At 63.2% G+C, this 22617-nt stretch carries 14 protein-coding genes; 2 read left to right on the top strand and 12 right to left on the bottom strand.

Annotated features, from left to right (window positions below; genetic code table 11):
• Positions 1 to 25: 25 nt before the first annotated feature.
• The 11 genes from KP004_RS17480 to KP004_RS17430 all read right to left on the bottom strand — a co-directional run bounded on the left by KP004_RS17480 (position 26) and on the right by KP004_RS17430 (position 14150).
• Positions 26 to 973 (bottom strand): D-2-hydroxyacid dehydrogenase, encoded by a 948-nt coding sequence (locus KP004_RS17480; protein ID WP_216799695.1) that lies wholly within the window; start codon positions 971 to 973, stop codon positions 26 to 28.
• The gene (locus tag KP004_RS17475; protein ID WP_216799694.1) at positions 973 to 1770 is read right to left on the bottom strand and encodes a universal stress protein; all 798 of its coding nucleotides are present in this window, start codon (positions 1768 to 1770) and stop codon (positions 973 to 975) included. The genes KP004_RS17480 and KP004_RS17475 overlap by 1 nt, the downstream gene beginning before the upstream one ends.
• A complete protein-coding gene (locus tag KP004_RS17470; protein ID WP_216799693.1) occupies positions 1770 to 4838 on the bottom strand; it encodes an NAD-glutamate dehydrogenase domain-containing protein in 3069 nt (1022 codons plus the stop codon). Before KP004_RS17470 ends, KP004_RS17475 begins: the two co-directional genes overlap by 1 nt.
• Before the next feature lies 1 nt (position 4839).
• Positions 4840 to 6681 (bottom strand): aldehyde ferredoxin oxidoreductase C-terminal domain-containing protein, encoded by a 1842-nt coding sequence (locus tag KP004_RS17465; protein ID WP_216799692.1) that lies wholly within the window; start codon positions 6679 to 6681, stop codon positions 4840 to 4842.
• A 237-nt stretch (positions 6682 to 6918) separates the two neighbouring features.
• A complete protein-coding gene (locus KP004_RS17460; RefSeq protein WP_199387547.1) occupies positions 6919 to 7143 on the bottom strand; it encodes a MoaD/ThiS family protein in 225 nt (74 codons plus the stop codon).
• Between the two features lie 116 nt (positions 7144 to 7259).
• Positions 7260 to 7970, bottom strand: a complete 711-nt coding sequence (locus tag KP004_RS17455) for an ABC transporter ATP-binding protein (RefSeq protein WP_183344896.1) — start codon at positions 7968 to 7970, stop codon at positions 7260 to 7262.
• The gene (locus KP004_RS17450) at positions 7967 to 8692 is read right to left on the bottom strand and encodes an ABC transporter ATP-binding protein (RefSeq protein ID WP_216799691.1); all 726 of its coding nucleotides are present in this window, start codon (positions 8690 to 8692) and stop codon (positions 7967 to 7969) included. Before KP004_RS17450 ends, KP004_RS17455 begins: the two co-directional genes overlap by 4 nt.
• A 3-nt stretch (positions 8693 to 8695) precedes the next feature.
• Positions 8696 to 9697: a branched-chain amino acid ABC transporter permease gene (locus KP004_RS17445; protein WP_216799690.1), complete on the bottom strand. Its 1002-nt coding sequence runs from the start codon at positions 9695 to 9697 to the stop codon at positions 8696 to 8698.
• Between the two features lies 1 nt (position 9698).
• Positions 9699 to 10586 carry a branched-chain amino acid ABC transporter permease gene (locus KP004_RS17440; RefSeq protein WP_239026849.1) on the bottom strand — a complete coding sequence of 296 codons (888 nt, stop codon included), beginning with the start codon at positions 10584 to 10586 and terminating at the stop codon, positions 9699 to 9701.
• A gap of 177 nt (positions 10587 to 10763) precedes the next feature.
• Entirely contained in the window at positions 10764 to 12005 is a 1242-nt protein-coding gene (locus KP004_RS17435; protein WP_216799689.1) for an amino acid ABC transporter substrate-binding protein, read from the bottom strand.
• A gap of 366 nt (positions 12006 to 12371) precedes the next feature.
• Positions 12372 to 14150: a sigma 54-interacting transcriptional regulator gene (locus KP004_RS17430; protein WP_216799688.1), complete on the bottom strand. Its 1779-nt coding sequence runs from the start codon at positions 14148 to 14150 to the stop codon at positions 12372 to 12374.
• A gap of 498 nt (positions 14151 to 14648) precedes the next feature.
• Here KP004_RS17430 and gabT point away from each other — a divergent pair, with 498 nt between their 5' ends.
• Positions 14649 to 15959 carry a 4-aminobutyrate--2-oxoglutarate transaminase gene (gabT, locus tag KP004_RS17425; protein ID WP_216799687.1) on the top strand — a complete coding sequence of 437 codons (1311 nt, stop codon included), beginning with the start codon at positions 14649 to 14651 and terminating at the stop codon, positions 15957 to 15959.
• Positions 15960 to 16197: 238 nt separating this feature from the next.
• Positions 16198 to 16671 (top strand): NUDIX hydrolase, encoded by a 474-nt coding sequence (locus KP004_RS17420; RefSeq protein ID WP_216799686.1) that lies wholly within the window; start codon positions 16198 to 16200, stop codon positions 16669 to 16671.
• 39 nt (positions 16672 to 16710) lie between these two features.
• On the opposite strand, the gene KP004_RS17415 is transcribed toward KP004_RS17420, so the two are convergent.
• Positions 16711 to 22455, bottom strand: a complete 5745-nt coding sequence (locus KP004_RS17415; protein WP_275423165.1) for a S8 family serine peptidase — start codon at positions 22453 to 22455, stop codon at positions 16711 to 16713.
• Positions 22456 to 22617: the final 162 nt, after the last annotated feature.

Below are 22617 nucleotides of genomic sequence, written 5' to 3'. Positions count from 1 at the left end.
CAAGGGGTGCCCGGCTTTTTTTGTTTCACACCACCAGGTTGCGCGGGTGCCCGAGAACGAACCCTTCCACGTTCCCGATCACCTGCTCGGCCAGGGTGGCGAGAGATCGGTCGCTGATCCAGGCGACGTGCGGCGTGACGATCAGGTTGGGCTGTTTAAGGTCCAGCAGGGGTGAGCCGTCCCGCGGCGGCTCCTGGGTCAGAACGTCGAGCCCGGCCCCGGCGATGATGCCTTCCTCCAATGCCTTGGCCAGTGCCGCTTCGTCCAGGAGCCCGCCCCGGCCGCAATTGACCAGGATGGCGTGGCGCGGCATCAACTTCAACTCCGCCTCGCCGATCATGCCGCGGCTTTCTTCGGTGAGCGGGCAAAGCAGCACCAGCACGTCACTTTTTGCCAGCACCTCCTCGAACGGTGTCCGGTCGGGACGCAACTCCGTAGCCCCCTTCCTTTCCGCGTAAAGCACCTCCATTCCGAAGGCCTTGCCCAGCGCGGCCACCTTGCTTCCCAATGCGCCGACCCCGATGATGCCGAGGTTCGCACCGGACAGCGAGCGCGGCATCGGTTCCACCTGCACCAGGTAGCCTTCCGAGCGCTGCCAGGTGCCCCCCTGGACCACGTCATGGTAGGCAAGCAGGTTGCGCCGCAGGGCGAGGACCAGGGAGAAGACATGCTCCGGTACGCTCACCGACCAGTCGCGCACGTTCGTTACCGCCACGCCCTGGTGGCGGCAGGCGTTGACGTCGACGTGATCCACCCCGGTGGCGGCAACGGCGATCATGCGCAGGTTCGGCAGTTCGGCCAGGTGTTCCGCGTTGATGGCGACCTGGTCCGTGATCGCGATGGTCGCATCGGCAAGACGCTCCACCACCTGCTCCGGTCTCGTGTCCGGGTATTCCTGCCAACGGTGCGGGAAGCATGGGGTGCGCAGCGGCACCGAAATGCCGCCGCGGTCCAGAAAGACGATCCTCTCCATCAGTGGGACATGAGGACCGGGATGGTCATGTGGCGCAGCACGTGCTTCGCGACGTCCCCGAGCACGTAGTTGCCGAAGTGCAGGTCGGCGTAGGCCCCCATCACCAGGAGGTCGCTCCCCTCGTCGGAGACGCGATTCAGCAGCACGTCGCCTACGTGCAGCTCGGTGATGAGACTGGTCTCGATCTCGGCGGTGACCCCGTGCGCTGCGAGGTAGCGACGCAGGCTCTCCAGGTCAGCCTCTTCACCCTGGCTCGGATTCACCTCGAAGACGTGGGTCGACGCGGCGGCCTTCAGGAACGGTACGGCGTCGGTAAGTGCGCGAGACGATTCCCGACCGGTTTTCCAGGCCACCAGGACCTTGTCGCCCAGGCTGTTGTACTTGCCGGTGTAGGGGACGATCAGCACCGGCTTACCGGAGCCGAAGACCACCTTTTCAGGGAGGAAGTCTGTGGCGCGGCGCTCGGAGGAGCCGTGCTCGCTCTGGCCGACCACCACCAGATCGGCAAAAGTGGCGTAGTGGTTGATGGCCTCGACCACCCCCCCAAGCACCTTGGCGTCGACGGTGATCCACTCGCCCTTTACGTCGGCGGCTGCGGTCTTTTCCTTAAACAGTCGCGCCAGCTCCTCGGTGGTGTCCTGGTCGTGGCCTCGGCGCAGCGGGATCAGGTGGTGCGGCTGCACCTTGAGCCCGAGAACCCCGGCGCGGTGCCGCTTGGCGAGGTTGAGGGCGAGGTCGAGCCGGTCGGCGGAATGGTCCGGGTCATCCATGAAGACAAGAATCTGTTTCAGCTCCATCAGGTAGCGCCTCCTTGATAAACGGGCTTGGCATGCTCGGTTGCTGGTACTGCGGATGTGGTCGGTAAAGTCTTGTCCAAGGTGGCGAAATTGCGCAGCAGGTGCCCCTTGATCATCTCCTTGAAGTCCGCTTCCTGGTCGCCGCGGTAGACCAGCGAGGATGCGATCTCGGCGGCGAGGATGGCGTAGCGGCACTTGGCAGGGAGACGATCCAGCCGGGTCCGGTATTCGGGTTCGCGCAGCATGGCGGGGAGGTGCGCCAGGATGGCCTGCTGGAACACCGGCTCGTCGCACAGTTCCGGATTTCTCTGGAAGAAGGAGAAGAGCCGGGCGTAATGCCCGTTGATCTCGTGGCTGATCGCTTCGGAGATCTCGGTGTAGGTGAAGCTGCTGCCGGCTTCGCGGTGGCGCCGGAAGATGAGCTGCGCCTCGTCGCGGGCGCGCTGCTCAAGGATCCGGAGCACGTCGCCGACGTAGCGCTCCTTGTGCTGCAGGAACTCCTCCTCGGAGAGCATCAGGTTGGCGATGATCTCGTAGGACGAGGAGATGACGCCGCACTTGTTGGCAGAGGCGTCGCGCATGATGACGATGCCGCGGCGCTGCATCTGGGTCCTCGCCTCCGGCGTGATGAAGGAGTTGGCCCCCTCGACGATGGCGCGGGTGGTGGGGGTGCCGTCCTCGCGGAAGAAGCGGGCCCAGTTCTCGGCGTCGATGGTCTCGGGGCGCCCACCGGCCGGGATGAACAGGTCGGTGGGGACGGAGAAGAGGAGGTTGCCGAACTCGCGGTGGAACTGGTCCGTGGTGACCCACTGCTCCTCGACACCGAGGCCCGTGCTCACGGCGCGTTTGAAGAGCTCGCGAAGACCGTCGGTGCGGCGCTGGTTGCGGTACAGGATAAATCCGCCGGGGTGCAGGCGCTTGGGGTCGAAGGCATCGAGGTCTTGTTTCAGGACGATGCGGGCCAGTTCCTCGTGGTCCATCCCTTCCGGGTCGAAGATGGCGCCGCTGCCGTCCAGGATCAGCTTGATGCAGGCCTGCGGGGAGCGCTCCAGCATGATGCGCAGGGCGTTACCGGCCACGTCGCCGCTGGGGCCGCCGGTCAGTTTCACGCTGAAGCGGTCGCGCCGGATGTCGATCCCCAGCTCACGCATGGTGGTCTCGGCGAACTGCATGACCCCGGTGGAGGTGACGCCGTACTCCTTGTGGTTGATGCCGACCCGCTTGCTGGAGATGAGGCCGATGCCGAGCAGGTAGCCGCGTTTGAGCGACTGGCGCGCGATCATCTCGATCATCACGTCGTGCATGTTCTCGTCGGGACCGATCTCGATCGGCTCGTCTTCGCCGTAGTAATCGACCACGCGCGGGTCGCGGGCTCGGCCGCCGTCGGTGACGAAGATGTCCAAAAAGGCGTTGATGAAGCCGAACTGCAGCTTGTACAGGCGCTGCGTGGAGAGGTCGTGTGCCTCAAGGCGCGCGGCGTCGAGCACCACCACCATCTTGGAGCCGCCCTCGTAGATGTCCTTGTTCTTCAGGTGCTGGGTGTGCGCCAGCACGTAGACCTCGCGGAACAGGGTGCTTGCCGAGGTGACGTAGTCATCGCGGTTCTTGGTGATGATGGTGCGCCAGCCGCCGCGGGCGATGTCGGAGAAGCCGATGTGGTAGCCGCAGCCGTAGCGCCCGAAGAAGAAGGTGATGCGGAAGGGAAGCTCGGGCGGCAGGTCGGCGGTGAACTCGGGGGCGAGCTCCGCGAGGTAGGCCGGGTCGAGCCGGAAGGCGAGCGCGTGCTTCTCACGCACGTAGAAGTTGGTCTTCAGCGTGTTGCGGATGAAGGCGATGGCGCAGCGGAAGATGGAGCGGCGCAGGTCGTCGATGTAGCGGTGCCCGGTGTTGTACGACTCGACGAAGCGGACCGTCTCCTCCAGGGTCTTCTTGTAGAACTCCTCGCGCAGGGAAAGCCCCGGCTGGAAACGGGTCCTGAACAGCTTGGCGAGCTGCAGGGCGATATCCGGGTGCGAGTGGAACGCGAGCCGCACCTCTTCGTGGCTGAAGGGGTCGGGGTGGTGATGCGCCAGGTTGGTGTGGCAGAAGGCGATGAAGGCGTTCACCAGGCTCGCCTCCTCGCCGGTCATCACCTGGGTCGTGACGAACCTGCGGTAGGTCGTGGAGGCGGTGGAGAGGATCTGGGTGTTGTAGAGCTCCATCTGCAGCCGGTCGAAGAGCTCGCTCCCCTTGGAAAGAAGGGCCTCGCCGCCGCGCTTTCTGACGTAGAAGGTGCCCAGGAAGTAGGGGTGCACGCCGTTGGAGATGGTCAGGCAGTAGGCGCGCTGCACCCCGAAGTCGAGCCGGTTGAAGACCTCCATGGTCTGCAGCAGGAAGTCGTTCTGGGGCGGGTTGCCGACCGCGAAGAGGACGCGGGTCTCGGCATCGGGGCCGGAGTCCTCGGTTTGCTCGACGTCGAGGAAGATCCCCCCCTGGCGGTTGCCCTCCTGGAAGACCCAGAGCAACTGGGCCACCCGGTTCGGGGGGGAGATGCGCACGTACTGCTCGTTGTTGAGCCACAGGAGCCGCAGCAGCGGATCGAGCTGGTTCATGTCGAAGAGCGGATAGCGGCTTTGCAGCGCCTGGACGATCCCCTCTTTTATGGCGGGGGGGATCACCGGCGCCGGCGCGTTGGCTATCTCGCCATGCTCTTTGCGGTCGAAGTCGAAGCGCTGCACCTCGAGCCCCTGCGAGAGCCCCGGTACGAGACCGCGGGAGTGGGTGAACTCGGCGTAGGAGATGTCGCGCTCCTGCAGCGTGCGCAGGGTGTCGTAGAGGGAGCCGGGCTGGTTCAGGCGGGCGAGGATCAGCGTCCTCGCGCGGTCCGCGACGGTCAGCTTCTGGTTGTGGGCCAGTGTCCTCAGCCCGACCGCCAGCGCGTGCACCGCTTCGGCTTCCTCCTGCATGGTGATGAAGAAGTAGGAGTCCATCTGGCCCTGGAGCCAGGCAAGGTTGTCCCTGGTGCACCCCTCGTTGGCCCCGATCAGGCGGTCAACTGAGGCGAGCACATTCGTCTCGGCGGCGCACATGTCACTCCCCCTGGACCGGCAGCAGTCCTTCCATTTCCGGCTTGAACACGCTCCAGACGCGCTGGCGCAGCTCACCCAGAAACTCGTTGGTGATGAATTTCGGCAGCGTCACCTTGGGGTTCGGGTCGTTCATGACCTGCGAGGGGAGGGTATACTCCTTCTCCTCGTGGAACCCCTGGCGCAGCTCCAGTGCCAGTCCGCGCAGGTAGGCCCGGCGCACGGCGGCGACGATGTCCTGCGAGGCGATCTCCAGTCCGGCAGCTTCCTTCAAGGCGCGCACGATGATGTCGTGACCGATGCCGACGCCGACGAACTTGCAAAGGCCGATCATGTCGTAGCCGACCTGCAAAAGTCCGCCGGTGGTGATGGCCTGGGTCCACTCTTCGAGGGAGTGCTTCCCTTCCTTGGCGAGCATCATGTGGGTCCCCATGGACATGTGGCCGCCGGCGATGGCGAACATGTAGCCGGGGTTGGTGTCCGGGAGGTAGGCCGGGAGCTCGAGGCCCTTCACGTGCATGGCGTAGGCGGTTTCGCCGGTCTCCTCGGAGAGCCGCTTCACGCCGCGGGCGATGCCGGGGAGGGTGCCGCGGCCGGCGTCCTCGATCAGCTCCGCGATCTTCTCGTAGTCGCCGAAGGTGGCGCCGTTGAAGAGCGGCTTGTCCGGGTGGCGCTCGTTATAGTCGAGCACGTAGGATATGGTGGTCCCCAGAGAAATGGCGTCCATGCCCAGGAGGTCGCAGCGGTGGATCAGGTCGCAGACCTTGGCCGGTTCGTGCACGCCCAGGTTGGAACCGAACAGGATGAGCGGCTCGAAGTCGAACTTTGCCGCCAGCTTGCCGCGGCTGCCGTCCTCGTTCTTGTAGAAGAGGTTGTTGTGGCAGCGGATGCCGCAGCGGTGGCAGGCCTCGGTGGCGATGTCGAATTCCTTCTCCACCTCGTCGCGGAACAGCCGCTCCACGTCGGTGTTCCCCTTGGGACGGAAGTTGTTGAGCGGCACCGCGTGGAAGACCTGCAGCACTTCGATGTTGGCCCAGGTGCCGCCGCCGCCACCCTGGCTCGCCGGCTGAAAGCGCGCGCTGCCGCCGCTTTTCAGGATGTCGCGGTTCACGTCGCGGATCTCGGGGGTGATCTTCTGCAGCTTGTCGGAGCTGAGCGCCACAATGGCCAAGAGGTTCTTGTACCCCAAAAGGCTCCCCATGCCGCCGCGGCCGGCGAAGCGGCTCTTGGGCTCGCCCGACTTCAGTTCATTGTCGGTGCTCATCACCACCGCGCCCATGTAGTTGTTCTGCCAGTTCTCGCCGGCGGGGCCGATGGCGGCGAAGTGGGCTTCGGGGTACTCCTGGTACAGCGCCATGATCTTGCCGTGGCCGGTGAGGCCGACCAAGTGGTCGGCGGGCTTCAGCTCGACCTCCGGACCGTTGGCCCCTTCCTTCAGCAGGGCGTAGACCGGCTTGTCGGAGCGGTTCTCGAAGATCACCTCGTCCAGCCCGGTCCACTTGAACTTGTTGCCGAAGTTGCCGCTGCCGGTGGACCACATGGCGCCGGGGCGCCCGGTGCCGGACTGCTTCAAGGGGCTGTAGCCGGAGAAGTAGCTGCGCATGCCAGTCATGATGCTGGTGCCGGTCAAGAGGCCGGTGTTGAGGATGACCGGGTTCTCCGGGCAGTAGGCCTCGGCGATGTCGCGCTCGGCGAGTATCTGGAAGCTCCTGCCGAAGCCGCCCAGCACGTCTTCCAGGTTTTTGCAGGGGACTTGGGCGAAGGTGGTTGTGCCGGTGGCAAGGTCGACGGTGCAGCGCTTATAGATGACGCTTTCCGGATTGTTGCTGATGGTTTTTTCGCTCATATCGTAGCTCCGCAAAAATAAGGTGATGGACCTTAGGGGACTGGCTCCGCCAGGTGCCAGTCCCCTTGGTCTTAAGGTGGTGATAGAAAGTCCCCCTTTGCGAAGGGGGATTTAGGGGATTTGCTTGTGGCTGTGGAGAGGCAAATCCCCCCCGCCCCCCCTTCGCAAAGGGGGGAGCCGTGAAGGCAAGGGGACAGGCACCTGCGAAGCCAGGCCCCGAACAGCAGGAGGATTAGACTATCCTCCGCCCATGCGCGGCAGGAAGGAAACGACGTCCCCCTCCGCTACGGTCTCGTCCCATCCCGCGTGCAGGCCGTTGACGAGGACCGTGCCCACGTCCTGCCTGGCGAGCCCCAGCTGCTCCACGATCGACGCGATCTTTTGGTCCGGGGTGATCTCCCAGTCCGCCTCGTCGAACTTCTGCCTGCGCAGGGACGCGTAGAGTTTTACCTTGATCTGCATGTGAAACCTCCCGTCATGACAACGGAAAAGTGGCAAAGGGGACAGGCACCTGCGGAGCCTGTCCCCTGCGCGGGTGAATAGGGGATCTGGATGGAGCGTCTGTTACAGGTTGCTGCTTAGAAGCCGAGGTAGGCTTCGCGGATGGACTCGTCGGCTTCAAGGTCCTTGCCGGTCCCCTGGCCCACGATGCGCCCGTTTTCCATGACGTAACAGTAGTCGGCGACCTTCAAGGTCTGGTGCACGTTCTGCTCGACCAGGAAGATGGTGAGACCCTGCTTGTGCAGCTCCTGGATTACCTTGAAGACCTCCTGCACCATGATCGGCGCGAGACCGAGGCTCGGCTCGTCGAACATGATGACCTGGGGATCCTGCATCAGCGCGCGGCCGATGGCAACCATCTGCTGCTCGCCGCCGGAAAGGGTCTCGGCGGTCTGGGTGCGGCGCTCTTCAAGGCGCGGGAAGATCTCGTAGATCCGCTTCAGGGTCTGGGCCCTTTTGCCGTGCGCCCTCTTCAGGTAGGCGCCCACCAGCAGGTTCTCTTCCACGGTCATTTTCGGGAAGAGCTGGCGTCCCTCCGGGACCAGGGTGATGCCGAGGTCGACCACCTTGTGCACCGGCATGCCGGTGACCAGCTTGCCGTCATAGTGGATGGTGCCGCTGGCGGTCGGGATCAGGCCGCACAGCGATTTGAGGGTCGTGGTCTTGCCGGCGCCGTTGGCGCCGATGAGGGCGACCAACTGCCCCTTGGCGACCGAGAAAGAGATGTTCCACAGGGCCTGGATGTCCCCGTAATTGACTGAGATGCCGTTGACGTCGAGCAAATTCATGCCGCTTCCTCCCCAAAGTACGCTTGAACGACATGCGGATCGCTGGACACCTCGGAGGGGGTCCCTTCGGCGATCTTCTTGCCGAAATTGAGCACCACCAGGCGGTCCGAGATGTTCATGATGACGCGCATGATGTGTTCGACGATGAGGATGGTGAGACCCTGCGCCTTGAGCTTCATGATCAGCTCGACGGTGCGGTCCGCCTCGGTCGGGTTGAGGCCGGCGACGACCTCGTCCAGGAGCAGGAACGACGGATCCAGGGCCAGCGCCTTGCTGATCTCCAGGCGCTTACGCCCGGCCAGGGTGAGGCCCGCGGCGGAGACGTTGGCGCGGTCGGCGAGACCGGTGGTCTCCAGCACCTGCCAGGCGTGACGCTCGGCGTCGGCCCTTTTCGGGTGCTTCAGGAAGGAGGCGATGGTCACGTTCTCCAGCACGGTGAGGCCCGCGAAGGGCTTCACCACCTGGAAGGTGCGGCCGATGCCGACTCCCGCCAGGTTGTAGGGGGGCTTGCCGGAGATGTCGTTGCCCTGGAAGATGACGCTCCCCTTGGTGGGGGCGTAGTAGCCGGAAATGACGTTGAAAAGGGTGGTCTTGCCGGCGCCGTTGGGGCCGATGAGGCCGACGATCTCCCCTTTTTCCACGCTGAAGCTGACGTCGTCGACCGCGGTGAGGCCGCCGAAACATTTGGTTACCGAATTTACCTTGAGGATAGGTTCAGCCATGAGTTAGTTCCCCTCTTCCGGTGCTGCCACGGCGGAAAGAACCGCGGTTTCCGATGCCGGTTCTGCGTTTTGCTCGGGCCTGGTGGCACCCGCCTTGCGCTTGACCATGGTGCCCCAGAGGCCGTTGGGTATGAAGATGACGCTGATGGCGATCAGCGCGCCCAGGATGATGAGATAGAGGAGCTGGAAGTCGGACAGGTAGGCCCAGAAGATCGTCTTGAAGGCGAAGATCAGGATGGCTCCGAGAGCCGGTCCGAACAGGGTCCCCATGCCGCCGAAGACCACCATGACCACCGCCTGGTCGCTGACCATGTCACCCAGCGTAGAGGAAGGGTCGATGAAGGTGATCCAGTAGGCATAGATGCCGCCGAGGATGCCGGTGGGGAGCGCCGAGAGGATGAAGGACTGCATCTTCAGCTTGGTCGGGTTGAGCCCCAGCGCCTTGGCACCTTCCTCGTCCTCGCGGATCGCCTTGAGCTTGAGGCCGAAGGGCGCGCGCTCCAGCAGATACCAGAGGATGGCGAAGGTGGCGCCCACGGTGATCAGCATCAGGTAGTAGAAGAACTGCGGGTTCAGGAACGCCTCGAGACGCATGCCGTCCGGGCCGCCGGTGAACTCGACGTTCAGGGCGAGCTGCTGGATCGCACGGGAGAGCGCCCAGGTGGCGATGGCGAAGTAGGCCCCTTTCAGTCTCAAGGTCGGGATGCCCGCGATGAGCGCCACGATGGCGGCAGCGACGCCGCCGGCCGGCAGGGCCGCCCAGAAGGGGAGGTTAGCCTGCATCATCAGGATGCCGATGGTGTAGGCGCCGATGCCGAAGAAGGCACCGTGGCCGAAGTTCAGGTAGCCGGTGTAGCCGGCGATGACGTCGAAGGCGATGGCGAGCCCGATCCACATCACTCCCTCGGTGAGGACACGCAGTACGAAGGTGTCGTGCACCACGAGAGGCAGGATCAAAAGGGCGGCACCGATGATGGCCAGTATGGTTGCGCCACGATTTTTCATGTCAGACCCCCTTGCCGAACAGCCCGCGCGGGGAAATCAGCAGGATGATGTAGAGGATGGCGAAGACGGCGAGCAGGGTGTGGCTCGGGTTGAAGTAGATCATGAAGATCGACTGCACCAGGCCCAGAAGGAGCGCCGCCCAGGGCACGCCGGCCAGGTAGCCCATGCCGGCGAGCACCACCACGAAGAAGGCGAAGATGGTGTACTCGTTGCCCATCTGGGCGCCGATGGAGAGGATACAGCCCAAAAGCACGCCGGTCATGGCCGAGATGCCGACATAGATGCCGTACACGTAGGAACCGGTGCGCTTGCTGTTCACTCCCATGAGACCCGCGGCATCCTTGTGCTGTGCCAGCGCACGGACGCCAAGGCCGAAATTGGTCTTTTTTAAGAGGTAGTGCAGGATCAGGGTGATCGCAAGAGCGTAGGCGAGACCCACCAGGCGCACGGTCGGGATGGTCACGGCCAGTCCCAGCGGCTCCAGGTCGAACGATCCTTCCGAGAAGGCGGACGGGATCGAGTTCGAGTAGAAGCCGAAAACGGTGAGGGCGAGCCCGCGGAACATGATGGCCAGACCGAAGGTGAAGACGAGGCCCATCAGGAAGGGGTTACCCTTGGTCCCGGAAAGCACCCGGTGGATCACCGGCTGGATCACGTAGCCGACCCCGAAGTAGAGGACGAAAATGACCGGCAGAAAAAGGAAGGGATCGAGCCCGGTCCATTTGTTCAGGTAGTAGCCGGTGAAGGCCCCGAACATGATCCATTCCCCGACGGCGAAGTCGATGACGTGCATGACCCCGTAAGTGAGCGAGAATGCGATGGCGATGGTGATGTAGATCCCCCCCAGCAGTATCCCGTCGGTCAAAGCTTGTGGCAGCAGTTCCATCATAAAGCAAGTCCTCCAGCGTTGCGTTTCCAGCGAATATGGCAGCTACGTTGTTTGTGGTCCGTCTGGACCGGCGGCGGTTACCCGCCCGGGCCGCTCTGGCCGTGGTGGTTCGCCCTTTACGGGAGAGAACCCCTGCCGGCGGCGGTTGCTGCCGGCAGGGGATACTTCATGCAGCTATTAACGGGACTTCCACTCTTTCATCGGGTAGATGGCCGGAGCTTCGACGGAAGCCTTCGGCCCGACGGTCTTGACATGGCCGCCCTGGATCTGGACGGTGAGCGGGTCGAGGCCGACGTTGGCGTGGTAGAACTCGCCGGAGGTGGCGAATTTCACGCGGCCGTAGAAGGTCTGCACGTCGATCTGCTCGAGAGCGGTGATCAGCTTGGTGCGAGTAGCCTCGTCCATGCCCGGCTTCGCGCCGATTTTCTGCAGAGCGGTCTGGAAGGCGATGCCGGCGGCGGAGCAGCCACCCTGGGTGTAGTCGCCCGGGTTGTTGAATGCTTTCTGGGAAGCGGCGGCGTAAGCTGCAGCGTTCGGCCAGAGCACCTTGCTCTTGGTCTTGGCGGTGCCGGTCCAGCAGGTGGTGCCGAAGATCTGCTCGCCGTCTTTGCCGACCGCGTCGATGAACGCCTTGTCGGTGATGCCACAGTGCATGAGGAGGGCTTTCGGGGTGTAGCCGATCTGTTTGAGGGCTTTCACGAACTTCACGTGCTCTTCGTCGTGGCCGCCGAAGGCGATGACGTCGGGCTTCATGCTACGTACTGCGGAGAGGAGCGGGGTCATGTCCTGACCGGAGGGGACGATGCTGAACTTCACGATCTTCAGCTTGGCCTTCTCGGCGGCAGTCTTGTAAGCCTCTGCGGTCGCCTTGGAGAATGCGTCGTTGGAGCCGATGATGGCGATGGTCTTCGGAGCCGGCTTCATCTCGGTCAGGGTCTTGATGGAGGTAGCGCCGGTGAAGTTGATCGGCGGGATGGTGCCGAAGGTGTACTTGAACTTGTTCTTCCAGATGAGCGGGCTCTCTGCGGAGCCGGTGATCATCGGGATCTTGTACTTGTCGACGACCGGGGCCACGGCGAGGGTTACGCCGGAGGAGTAGGGTCCGAGGATGAAGTCGACTTTCTCCTGGGTGATCAGCCTCTCGGCCGCTGCAGCGCCGGCAGCCGGGTTGGACTGGGCGTCGGCGTACACCAGCTTGACCGGGTACTTCTTGCCCTGGATCTCGATGCCACCCTTGGCGTTTACTTCCTGCGCCCAGAGGTCGTAGCCGCGCTTGGTGATGTTGCCGCCGGTGACCAGGTCCCCGGAGAGCTCGGTGATGACACCGATCTTGAAGAAGTTCCTCTGCTCCGCGTGGACCGGGATGGCCACGAAGAGGGCTGCGATGAGCAGCAGTACCCTGACGAATCCAAACTTCATTGTGCTACCTCCTGTTGTTTGATGTGCCAAAAAAAGTTTTTGAAACAACCTGCATCGCATTCCATTCAGGGTTCGCGGCCGGTGCGGTGGACGACGTCGGCTACCGTCGGCCGAGGGAACCCGGTGCCCGCACCTCGCGGCGCTGGCAGCCCGTATACAGCAGAAAGCATGCCAAATGGCCCTCTGTGGCGGCAAAGGAGGATTTTGCAGAACGGGGTTTGGTGAAACTCCGCATGCTTACTGACAATGAACGATGAACGGGTCGATGCAGGGGACGGAGGAGCGGGGTGCGGCCCCGCTGGGGCACCCCTGGTCGGCGGCAAAATTATTCACATGTGAATAACGGTCGTATACAGGGTCGCGCCATCAGCAGGCGAGCCCGTAGCGTTTTAATTTGCGCGCAATGGTCGGCTGGCTCACGCCGAGCGCCTCGGCCAGGTCGGCCTGGCAGCCATGGGATTTGATGGCGTGGGCCAGCAGCGCACGCTCCGTACTTTCAATGACTTGCGGCAGGGTCATGCTCTCCGGCCACTGCGCCGGGGCGGTCGCCTCGCTGGTGTCGCCCTTGGCCACGTCGGCCGGGAGGTCCTGCAGGCTGATCACCTCGGACTCGGTCATGACCACCAGCCGCTCGCACAGGTTCATCAGTTCCCGCACGTTGCCGGGGAAGGGATAGCCCAGGAGGGTGTCGCAGGCCGCGCGGGAGAGGCGTTTACTGGTCTTGTGCTTCTTTGCGTACCACTCGATGTAGTGCAGGATGAGGGGGAGCAGGCATTCCTTGCGCTCCTTGAGGGAAGGGACGTGGATCGGTATGACCTTGAGGCGGTAGTACAGGTCGAGGCGGAACTTTCCTTCCTCGACCATTTGCTCGAGGTTACGGTGGGTTGCGGCGAGGATGCGCACTTTCACCTCGCGGGGGCGGGTGCTCCCCAGGCGCATGATGGTGCCGTCCTCCATGAAGCGCAGAAGCTTCACCTGGGAGGGGAGCGGCAGCTCGGCGATCTCGTCGAGGAACAGGATGCCGCCGTCGGCGAGCTCGAAGTAGCCAGGCTTGCCGCCGGTCTGAGCGCCGGTGAAGGCGCCCTTGTCGTAGCCGAAAAGTTCGGATTCTATGAGGGATTCGGGGATGGCGCCGCAGTTAATCTTGATGAGCGGCTTGTTGGCGCGCTCCGAGTTCTTGTGGATCAGGTCGGCGAAGAGCCCCTTGCCCACGCCGGAAGGGCCCAGGATCAGCACGGTCGACTCCACCTTGGCGACCTTGAGCGCCTGGCGCAACGCCTTGAGCATGGCGGGGCTGCGGGCGATGATCTGCTGGTTCTCCAGCTGCTGTTCCTGCTGCATTTCCAGCATTTGGTTGCGGTACTGGTCCCGGATCGCCTCCTGGTCCTCCAGTTCGCGCTGCAGGTTGTCGATTTCGGTGATATCCCGCTCGCTTACCACGACCCGGGTGATGCGGCCGGCAGAGTCGAAGACCGGGGCCGCCGTGGTGATCAGCTTGCGTCCCTCGCGCTGTTGCAAGAGGTTCACCCGCCCGTGTGTCCTCAGCACCTCGAGGGTGGCGGAGCGGTCGAAGACGCGGGCGTTGATGAGGTCACGCATGTTGCGGCCGACCACGTCCTTAGCCTGGACGTTGTTGATCCGCTCCGAGGCGGGGTTTATGCGCACCACATTGGCGTCGGCGTCGCAGATCCACAGGCCGTCCGAGGATGAATCGATGATGGTGTCCAGTTCGCGGGTAAGTCCCTGGTAAAACTCCATCTGCTTGGCCATCTCTTCGAGCTCGGTGCTCTCGACGAAGACGCAGACCGCACCTACCTGCTCCTGGTCCAGCAGCATAGGGCTCACCCGCACCAGGAAGTTGGACTCGATGCCGCGCACGGAGATCTCGGTGTTGCGCGCGTGCCCCAGAAGCCTCTGCGCCACCTTGGGCCACAGGTCGGGGAGTACGTCGTTCAGGTGCACCCCCTGGAAGGCGCCGAAGCTTTCCCGGACAGCCCGGTTGGCCAGGATCACCATGCCCGAGGTGTTAACGGCCAGGATGCCGACATCGACCGCGTTCACCATGGCCTGGTAGAAGGCGTCCGAGCGCAGCTCGCCGCTGCTGGGAAATCCTATGAATTCCGCTGGGTTCAGTGAGGTGTTCACGGCAGTCGATCTCCTTCTGCGTACCCGTTTGCGTAGGGGGCGGAGGTCCTGGGGGCTGCCCGGTGTCGGCGTATACCATAACCCCTTTGGGGCGCATTATGCAGAAATGAATCAAATATTCAAGTGTAAATAATAGAACAACCCCGAAACAGTCATAGCCGTTCTTATCACCCTCAGTAGTGAAAGTCCCTCCTTTTCGTGTATGACATTTTTGGCCTTACTTATAGTGCGTAGCCTGCATCCCTGCCAGTATACATATAACGCGCTACTGTAACGGGCCTTTCGCCTCTGTCTCCAAAGAGGAGCTATGGCAAACTTACCTTTACGTCAACGGCCATGTTGGCCGATACAGGCTACTCTATGACACCTTGGTACGGTCTTTGTAGTAGGGGATGACCGGGCGGACTGAATGAAGTCCGTTCTCTTGATCCGACACCTTTACCGGGATCCTCACACGGACCCGGTAGTCACCAACTACTAGGCAAAGGAGCTTCACCCATGACCGCTGGTAACGAGCAACTGATGGAACTGCGCAACAAACACGTCCCCGGAGGGGTAGCACTTTTGAGCCCCGCCTTCATCGCCAAGGCCCAGGGGGCCATCATGACCGACGTCGACGGACGTGACCTGATCGATTTCGCCGGCGGCATCGGCGTGAACAACGTGGGGCACAGCCACCCGAAGGTCGTCAAGGCCATCCAGGAGCAGGCCGAGAAGTTCATCCACACCTGCTTCCACGTCGCTCCCTACCAGGGGTACATCGAACTGGCGCAGCGCCTGAACGAACTGGCACCGGGCAATTCCCCGAAGCAGACCATGCTGGCCAACTCCGGCGCCGAGGCGGTCGAGAACGCCATCAAGATCGCCCGCTACGTCACCAAGCGCCCGGGCGTCATCTCGCTTGAGAACGGCTTCCACGGCCGCACCCTGATGACCATGACCCTGACCTCCAAGGTGAAGCCCTACAAGTACGGCTTCGGCCCCTTCGCTCCGGAGAGCTACCGCATTCCGTCCGCATACTGCTACCGCTGCCCTTACGGCGGGAGCTACCCGAGCTGCGGCTGTGCCTGCGCCCACAAGCTCGACGAGTTCTTCACCGGGTACGTTGCGGCCGAGCAGACCGCGGCCATCATCATCGAGCCGATCCAGGGTGAGGGCGGCTTCGTCACCCCGCCGAAGGAGTACTTCGAGATCGTGCAGGGGATTTGCAAGAAGCACGGCATCCTCCTCATCATCGACGAGATCCAGAGCGGCATGGGGCGCACCGGCAAGCTGTTCGCCATCGACCACTGGGGCATCGAGCCGGACCTTATCACCACCGCCAAGAGCCTTGCCGGCGGCATGCCGCTCTCCGCGATCACTGGTCGCGCCGAGATCATGAGCCAGCCGCACCCGGGCGGCTTGGGCGGCACCTACGGCGGCAACCCGCTCTCCTGCGCCGCGGCCCTCGCGGTTCTCGACATCTTCCTCAATGACGGTCTGCTGGACCAGTCCGTGAAGCTCGGCGAGAAGCTGCAGCAGCGTTTCGACGAGATGCAGCAGAAGTACGAGATCATCGGCGAAGTGCGCGGCAAGGGCCCCATGCTCGCCCTCGAGCTCGTCCGCGACCGCAACACCAAGGCGCCCGCCGGCGACCTCGCCAAGAAGCTGGTGAAGCTCTGCTACGACAAGGGGCTCATCATCCTCTCCTGCGGTGCACTGGGCAACGTGGTCCGTCTGCTGATGCCGCTGGTCATCACCGACGAGCAGCTCGACCGCGGCATGGCCATCCTCGAGGAATCGCTCGCCGAGGTGAACACCGAGATCTAAGGTTCAAGGCAAAGTAGCAAGAACGATACGGCAACGGCAGTGTTGGCATCTTCGGGGTTGGGGAAGAAGAGATGCACAGCACTGCCGTTGTCGTATTTAAAAAACCGGAAAACCGTTGGCCCTTTCCCTTTCCTCAGATGTTCTCCGTGGCGAAAGGTTTGGATTGTTGCCAGTGACGGCCCACCAATGGCATAGTGGATAGCGCCGCGATGGCAGATTTTCAGGAAGGGGAACCGAGATGACGGAACAAGCCGAACCGAGACATACGGTGGTGGTGGGATGCCTGGTGCGCAACGACAAGAACCAGGTGCTGATGATCCGGCACCGCAAGCGTGGCTGGGAGATCCCGCAGGGGCGGGTCGAGGAAAGCGAGGACCTTCTTGCTGCGGTGCGCCGCGAGGTCGCCGAAGAGGCCGGTGTCGAGGTGGAGGTAGGCCCGCTGGCTGCGGTCTGGTCCATGGTGTCCCCAGGCTCCGCCCTCATCTTCGCCTTTCTGGGGCGCTACCTCTCAGGAGAGCTGAACCCCACCGACGACAGCGAGGAGGCCGCCTGGGTCGACGAAACCCAGGCCCTGGAGATGGTGACCAGCCCCGTCATGCGCGAGCGTCTCGCCGTGCTGCTCAACCATGACGGCAGCATAAGCTACCGCTCCTACTCGCTGAAGCCCTACCAACTGCACCTCGAACTCAATCTTCTGTCCTGGCCACAGTAATAGGGCCACCACTGTTGATGTATCTGCACCGGGACGTTCCTACTTGAAAGTCACCCCTCCAAGGGAAACCTTCCCCTTTTTCACCCTCATCGTTCCATGGATAACCGTCTTTCCTACGACTTGCTGCAGAGGGTTGTCAAAACCGCCGCTGATCTTGACCTGGACCTCCCGGTCCAGTACCGGGTTTTCGAACAGATCATCCACCCGCACCTTTATGTCCCCTCCGTCCGCTACAGTGTCATAGGCGTGCTGCAGTGAAAAGGGCGTGACGTTGATGTAGCCCGTCCTGGTCATGGTGCCGCTGCCGCCCCAATTGGTCACGGTGAGGGAAACGGTATAACTGCCGCCGCTGTAGTAGGTGTGCTGCGGGTTTTGCAGCGTGCTGGTCGAGGCGTCACCGAAGTTCCACAACCAGGATGCCGGCGCTCCGTTGGACAGGTCGGTGAAGCTGACGCTAAGGGGAGCATCTCCAGCGGTGACGGAAGCGATGAAGTCGGCACCCGGCGGCGGGGGCACCGTCAGCGTGTAGGACTGGGACTTGACGCTCTCGGTATTGCCGGCACGATCCCTGGCGAAGTACCTGAGGCTCGTAGTGGCGGAAATGGTCAGTGGACTGCTGTAGACGGCCGACGCGGTAGTCGGCTCGGAGCCATCCAGGGTGTAGTAGATGGTGGCGGGCTCGTTCGCAGTCAAGGTTACCGTTTGCGGGGCGGTATAGTTGCCTCCCGCCGGAGTCGCCGTGGTGGTGGGGGACTGGCGGTCGAACAGCACCGGAGCAGCTGTCTTACGGCTGGTCGTGGTTCCGTCGCCCAGTTGGCCCAGGACGTTCGCCCCCAGGGCCCACAGGGTGCCGTCGCTCTTTTGGGCCAGGATGTGGGAACTTCCCGAGGTGATCTTAATCACTCCCGATAATCCTGAAACTTTCGTGGGCTGCCGTACCGGCGTGCCGCCTCCTAGTTGCCAGCCGTAGATGTCGCCCCATACATAGACGCTTCCGTCCGCAGTAAGAGCGGCGCTGTGGAACGTTCCGGCCGAAATGGCCACTACGTCGGCCAGGCCATCTACCTGCACCGGGGTAAACCGGTTGGTGCTGGTGCCGTCTCCCAGTTCACCGTAACTGTTGTACCCCCAGGCCCAGACGGTTCCGTCTGGTTTGAGCGCCAACGTGTGGTAGAAACCCGCAGAGACAGCCTTTACCCCGCTGATCCCGGAAAGACGGATGGGCGCCATTTTGTCAGTCGTAGTACCGTCGCCCAACTGTCCGTACCAGTTGTAGCCCCAGGTCCAGACCGCGCCCTGCGAGTCGACGGCTAAACCGTGAAATGCGCCGGCGGCAACTGCCGCAGCCCCGGAAATACTGGGGAGCTGCACTGGGGAGTTGCGGAGGTACTGGGTGCCATCGCCGACGCCTCCTCCCCCCCAGCCCCACAGGGTGCCATCGCCCTTGATGGCATAGGAGTGGGTCCCGCCTGCGGCGATGGCGGTGACACCGGAAAGAAGCCGGGTCTGGACCGGTGTGCTGCGATTGACGTAGGTGCCGTCGCCCAACTGGCCGCTGTCGTTGCGTCCCCAGCCCCACACCGTGCCGTCGCTTTTAAGAGCGATGACGCTGTCGGACTCGATCCCGGCTGCGATGCTGGTGTATTCCGCAGGCTCGAAAGCCAGCACAGGTACTGACTGTGCCGCCGTTCCGCCGTCTCCCAACTGCCCGTATGCGTCATCTCCCCACGCCAGGATCTTGCCGCCAATTTGGGCTACGGAGAAGGACCTGCCGCCGGCAAAGACGGTCGGCAGGTCGGTGAAGGAGGCTGTGACGGCTTTGTCGCTGTCAACGGTAACGCTGCAAGCTCCGGTGCCGCTGCAAGCACCACCCCAGCCCTCAAATCTAGCCGTCAAGGCGGGAGTCGCCCTGAGCACGACCGCCGTACCCGGCTCAAAGTATTGACTGCAATTCCCGGAGCAGGTTTCACCCGGCTCCATACTGACGTCCCCTGCACCTGTCCCGAGCTTTGCGTAGTTGATCGCCAGCGGTTTCCTGGTGAAGTTCGCGGTTATCTGCACGCCATCGGACACGGTGACGGTGCAGTTGCCGGTGCCGGAACACGCACCTCCCCAGCCGGTGAAATAGGAACTGGAGTTGGCAAGCGCGGTGAGGGTGATCGTGCTTGCCGTCGTGAAATCTCCTGCACAGCCGGCATCGTCGCAAATCAAGCCGGCAGGCGCACTCTCGATCGTACCTTTGCCCAGACCGGTGAAGGTCACCGCGATGCGGATTTGCGGGGCCGTTGGTCCGCAGAGCCCGCCTTCGTCGTAATAGCCGTTACCATCACGATCGTTGCACGACTGGATCACCTTGCCGAAAAACTCGCGGCCGGTGCCAGTCATGTAGCCGGCTATGGGGTCGTAGTTGCGCTCGTCGTCCCAAGTGACCGCAACCCTGCTGCCAGCCAGGGGGACCAGATAGGGGAAGAGCTGGCTCCCCTGCCAGCTTTGGATCCACACGCCCTGGTTGCCCCACTGCGGCGTTCCCGCCCGGTTCACATGCTGCGTATAGATGTCCCAATCTCCGGAACCGCCGTCCATCCAGGCGAAGAACGCTCCACCGTCACCGTCCGCCGCGACGGCAGGTGATATCTGGGAAAACCGTCCGGTGGAAACAGGGACGCCGTTGGCCTGCCAGACGGCACTACCCTGGGCGTCGAGGCGCTGAGCGTAGATGTCCCACCCGCCATAGTAATCGGTGCTCCTGGCGTCGTGCCAGGTGAAGATCGCGCCGCCCGCCCCGTCCTCAGTCATGGTGACCTGTGCCGGGTTCCATCCCGGCTGGTAGGCGCTGGTCCCGGCAACCAGTCCGGTCACCACCGGAACACCTGCCGGGTCCCAGAGGTGCTGTCCGGCTCCATTGATACGGACGGCGAAGATGTCGCTCAAGGTCATGTAGTTGGCGCCTGCGTGATAAACGAAGTTCCTGAAGTCGCGCCAGGCTATGATCGCCCCTCCCGCACCGTCGGAGACCACGTTGGAGCCGAACCCGCCGGTCAGCGCCAATGGGGTGTTGATCATCAGGCCATCCGCGGACCACACCCTGTTGCCGCTGCCGTCTATGTGCTGGGCATAGATGTCCCAGTAGGGTCTGCGCCGGTCGGTCCAGGTAACGAACGCACCACCCTGTCCGTCGCCGGCCATCATCATCTCGTTTTGTCCCGTCGCCGTCACGGTCGCGGTTACCCCATCCGGGGGCCATAAGGCCGCTCCCGTGGCGTCGATCCTTTGCAGCTTCACCCGCCCGGTCGCGCTGTCCAGCCAGGCGACGACGACGCCACCGGAGCCGTCCGCGGCAATCCTCGGCTCGGTCTGTCCGTTGCCTCCCTGGCTGCCTGCAATCTGGGTGATCCCAATGCCTGCGGTACCCCAGAGCAGGGTGCCGGCGCCGTCGACGTGCTGCAGCTTGATGTTGAAATTGGCGTTGAAGGTTGCGTTGAGCCCGTCGGCGTAGGCCACGAAGAAGCCGCCGGCGCCGTCGCTGGCCAGGGCAGGCTTGATGGCCGCGCTGCCGACCGGGGTGGTGGTGAGGGGGACGCCACCGGCCCGCCAGAGGGGCTTGCCATGGCTGTCGATGTGCTGCATGGACAGGTTCGGGTTGTACAGGACGTCCTCGAAAACATAGAACGCGCCCCCCTGGCCGTCGGGAATTCCGGGCGCGTTCACGTTCCAGGGCGGTTGCCACCCCTGGTTACCCATCGCCTCGGACAACGCGACGTTGCAGTTGTCTATGCGTGCATCGGGGACCACGCTGGCCGCGACAGCGACATCCTGCCCCTGGGAAGGATCCGAGGTCACCAGTCGCACCACCCCCTGCCTGTTTTCGGCGCTGGTGCAGGCAAGGGAGGCCGTGGCCGGCGTGGTGGTGCTGGAAGAGGTGACGGTGAGCCAGGAGGGAGCCTCGGCGGACCAGTCGAGGTGCCCGCCGCCGATATTGAAAATGTCGAATGTCAGTGCGCGTGTTTCCCCGCACTGCGAGTGCGGCAAGGAGAAGTCGAAGCTGGTGACCGGGACCTTCATGATGGGCGGATCGGCAGGAGGAGCAAAGGCCATCGAGAGCGCCCGTGCCGCGTTGAGTCTCCCCCACGCGTAGAAGGGATCGAAGCCCGGTTTGTCGGAATCGGCCGGCCCCACCTGGTCGTCCGCGGAATGCCTCAGGATGGAGATCACCTGCTCGCGGGTCAGATCGGGATTGGCTGCCAGGATAAGCGCCGCCACCCCTGAGACGTGGGGGGCTGCCATGGAGGTGCCGGCCAGGCGGATGTAATCGGTCCCGACCAGGTAGGAGGAACCTTCCTCCGTGCCGGCAGCCCGCAAGGAGAGGATGTTGTACGTATCAGAACCGTCGCTGGCGCCGCCGCCGGGAGCCACCAGGTCCATGATGTACCCGTAGTTGGAAAAGTAGGAGAGGGCGTCCTGGACGCCGGTGGAGCCGACCGTCACCACGTCTTGGATGCTCGCGGGCGATCCGTAGTAGGCATCTCCACTGCTGTTGCCGGCGGCGACTACGACTACGCTTCCCAGCGCGTGAGCCGTCCGGACCGCGTCTTCCACCACGGGGTCGACACCGCAGGGCCAGCACCCCCAGCTGTTGTTGATGACGTCGGCACCGTTTTGGGCCGCATAGATGATTGCGTTGGCCAACCGGTCGTTGTATCCGCTTCCGTTGTCGTCGAGTCCTTTGACCGGCATGATGCGGGATTGGTAGGCAATGCCCGGCACACCGATGCCGTTGTCGCCGATGGCGGCGATGGTCCCGGCGACATGGGTGCCATGGCCGAAGTGGTCGATGGGATCGTTGCTGCCGTACGCAAAATCCCACCCTTTGTCGTCATCCACGAAGCCGTTGCCATCGTCGTCGGCGCCGGGAGCGCCTGCCTTTTCGGCCGGATTGGACCAGACGTTGGCGGCGATGTCGACGTGGTTGTAGTCAAGGCCGGTGTCGACCACGCCGACTATGACCCCGTCCCCCTTGGTGACGTCCCAGGCGGCCGAGACACCGATCTTCTTGAGCCCCCACAGGTCGTCGTAGTTGTACCCCCAGGACCCCCAGGAAGAGTAGAAGGGGTCGTTGGGGACGGACTCGGTTTGGTACTGGTAGGCAGGCACCGCGTAGACCACGTTCGGGTTGGCCGCGTACTCCCGGGCAACGGCCTCCACGTTTGCATCATCCGCAGTCTCGAATATGTACACGCTGGTGAGATCGGGGACCTTGCTCCCTTTGGAGGCGCGTTGTGCTCGCCGCTGGTACTTCGTCTTGATCAGTGCGACACGGTCGGCGAAGTTGCGCTTCCTCTTGGCAAGGAGCCCCTTCTTGGTGGAAGAAGCGCTGTCCCCGTCGAAGAACTGACGAAACAGGGGCTTCACGCCCTTGATCTTGTGTTTTTTGTGCAGCTCGTCCAGCCCGGCGCCCTGCCCGGCGGTCTGTGACGCGAAGGTAAGACCCAACCCGTGGATGACGTCTGCCGGTTCCTGGAGGGTATCGGCGAATTTGACGATGAAGCGGCCGGGAGCATATTTTTTTCCCTGCGTCGCCGGTGCAGGAACCGAACGCGGTCCCGGCACGGCGCGGGGGGCAACTGCAGTACGGCTGTCGGCGCGATCGAGCGGCACCGGGAAACGGCAGGTGACTTGGCTGGAATCGGTGGGCTGTGCAGCTACGGCAGGCTGAGACGAGAGGACGACCGCGAAGTTAAGGAGTGTAACGGAGAGATAGAACCTGAGTGAAGGCGAAAGAGTCATGAGCACGACGAAGATCCCCCTTGCGGCTGGTCATTGCAAGAATTGCAGAGGTGCCTGCCCAGGTGCGATTGCCGCTAGCTGACGAACCGGTTTCGCTGGCAGGAAAACATTTGTTTATTATCATGATTTCTTATTAAAGTCATGTTTTTTTCAATGATCCCG

Source organism: Geomonas oryzisoli, assembly GCF_018986915.1.
GTDB classification, from domain to species: Bacteria; Desulfobacterota; Desulfuromonadia; order Geobacterales; family Geobacteraceae; genus Geomonas; species Geomonas oryzisoli.
Note: the sequence above shows the minus strand (reverse complement) of the source record. Positions and strands in the feature narration are given on the sequence as shown.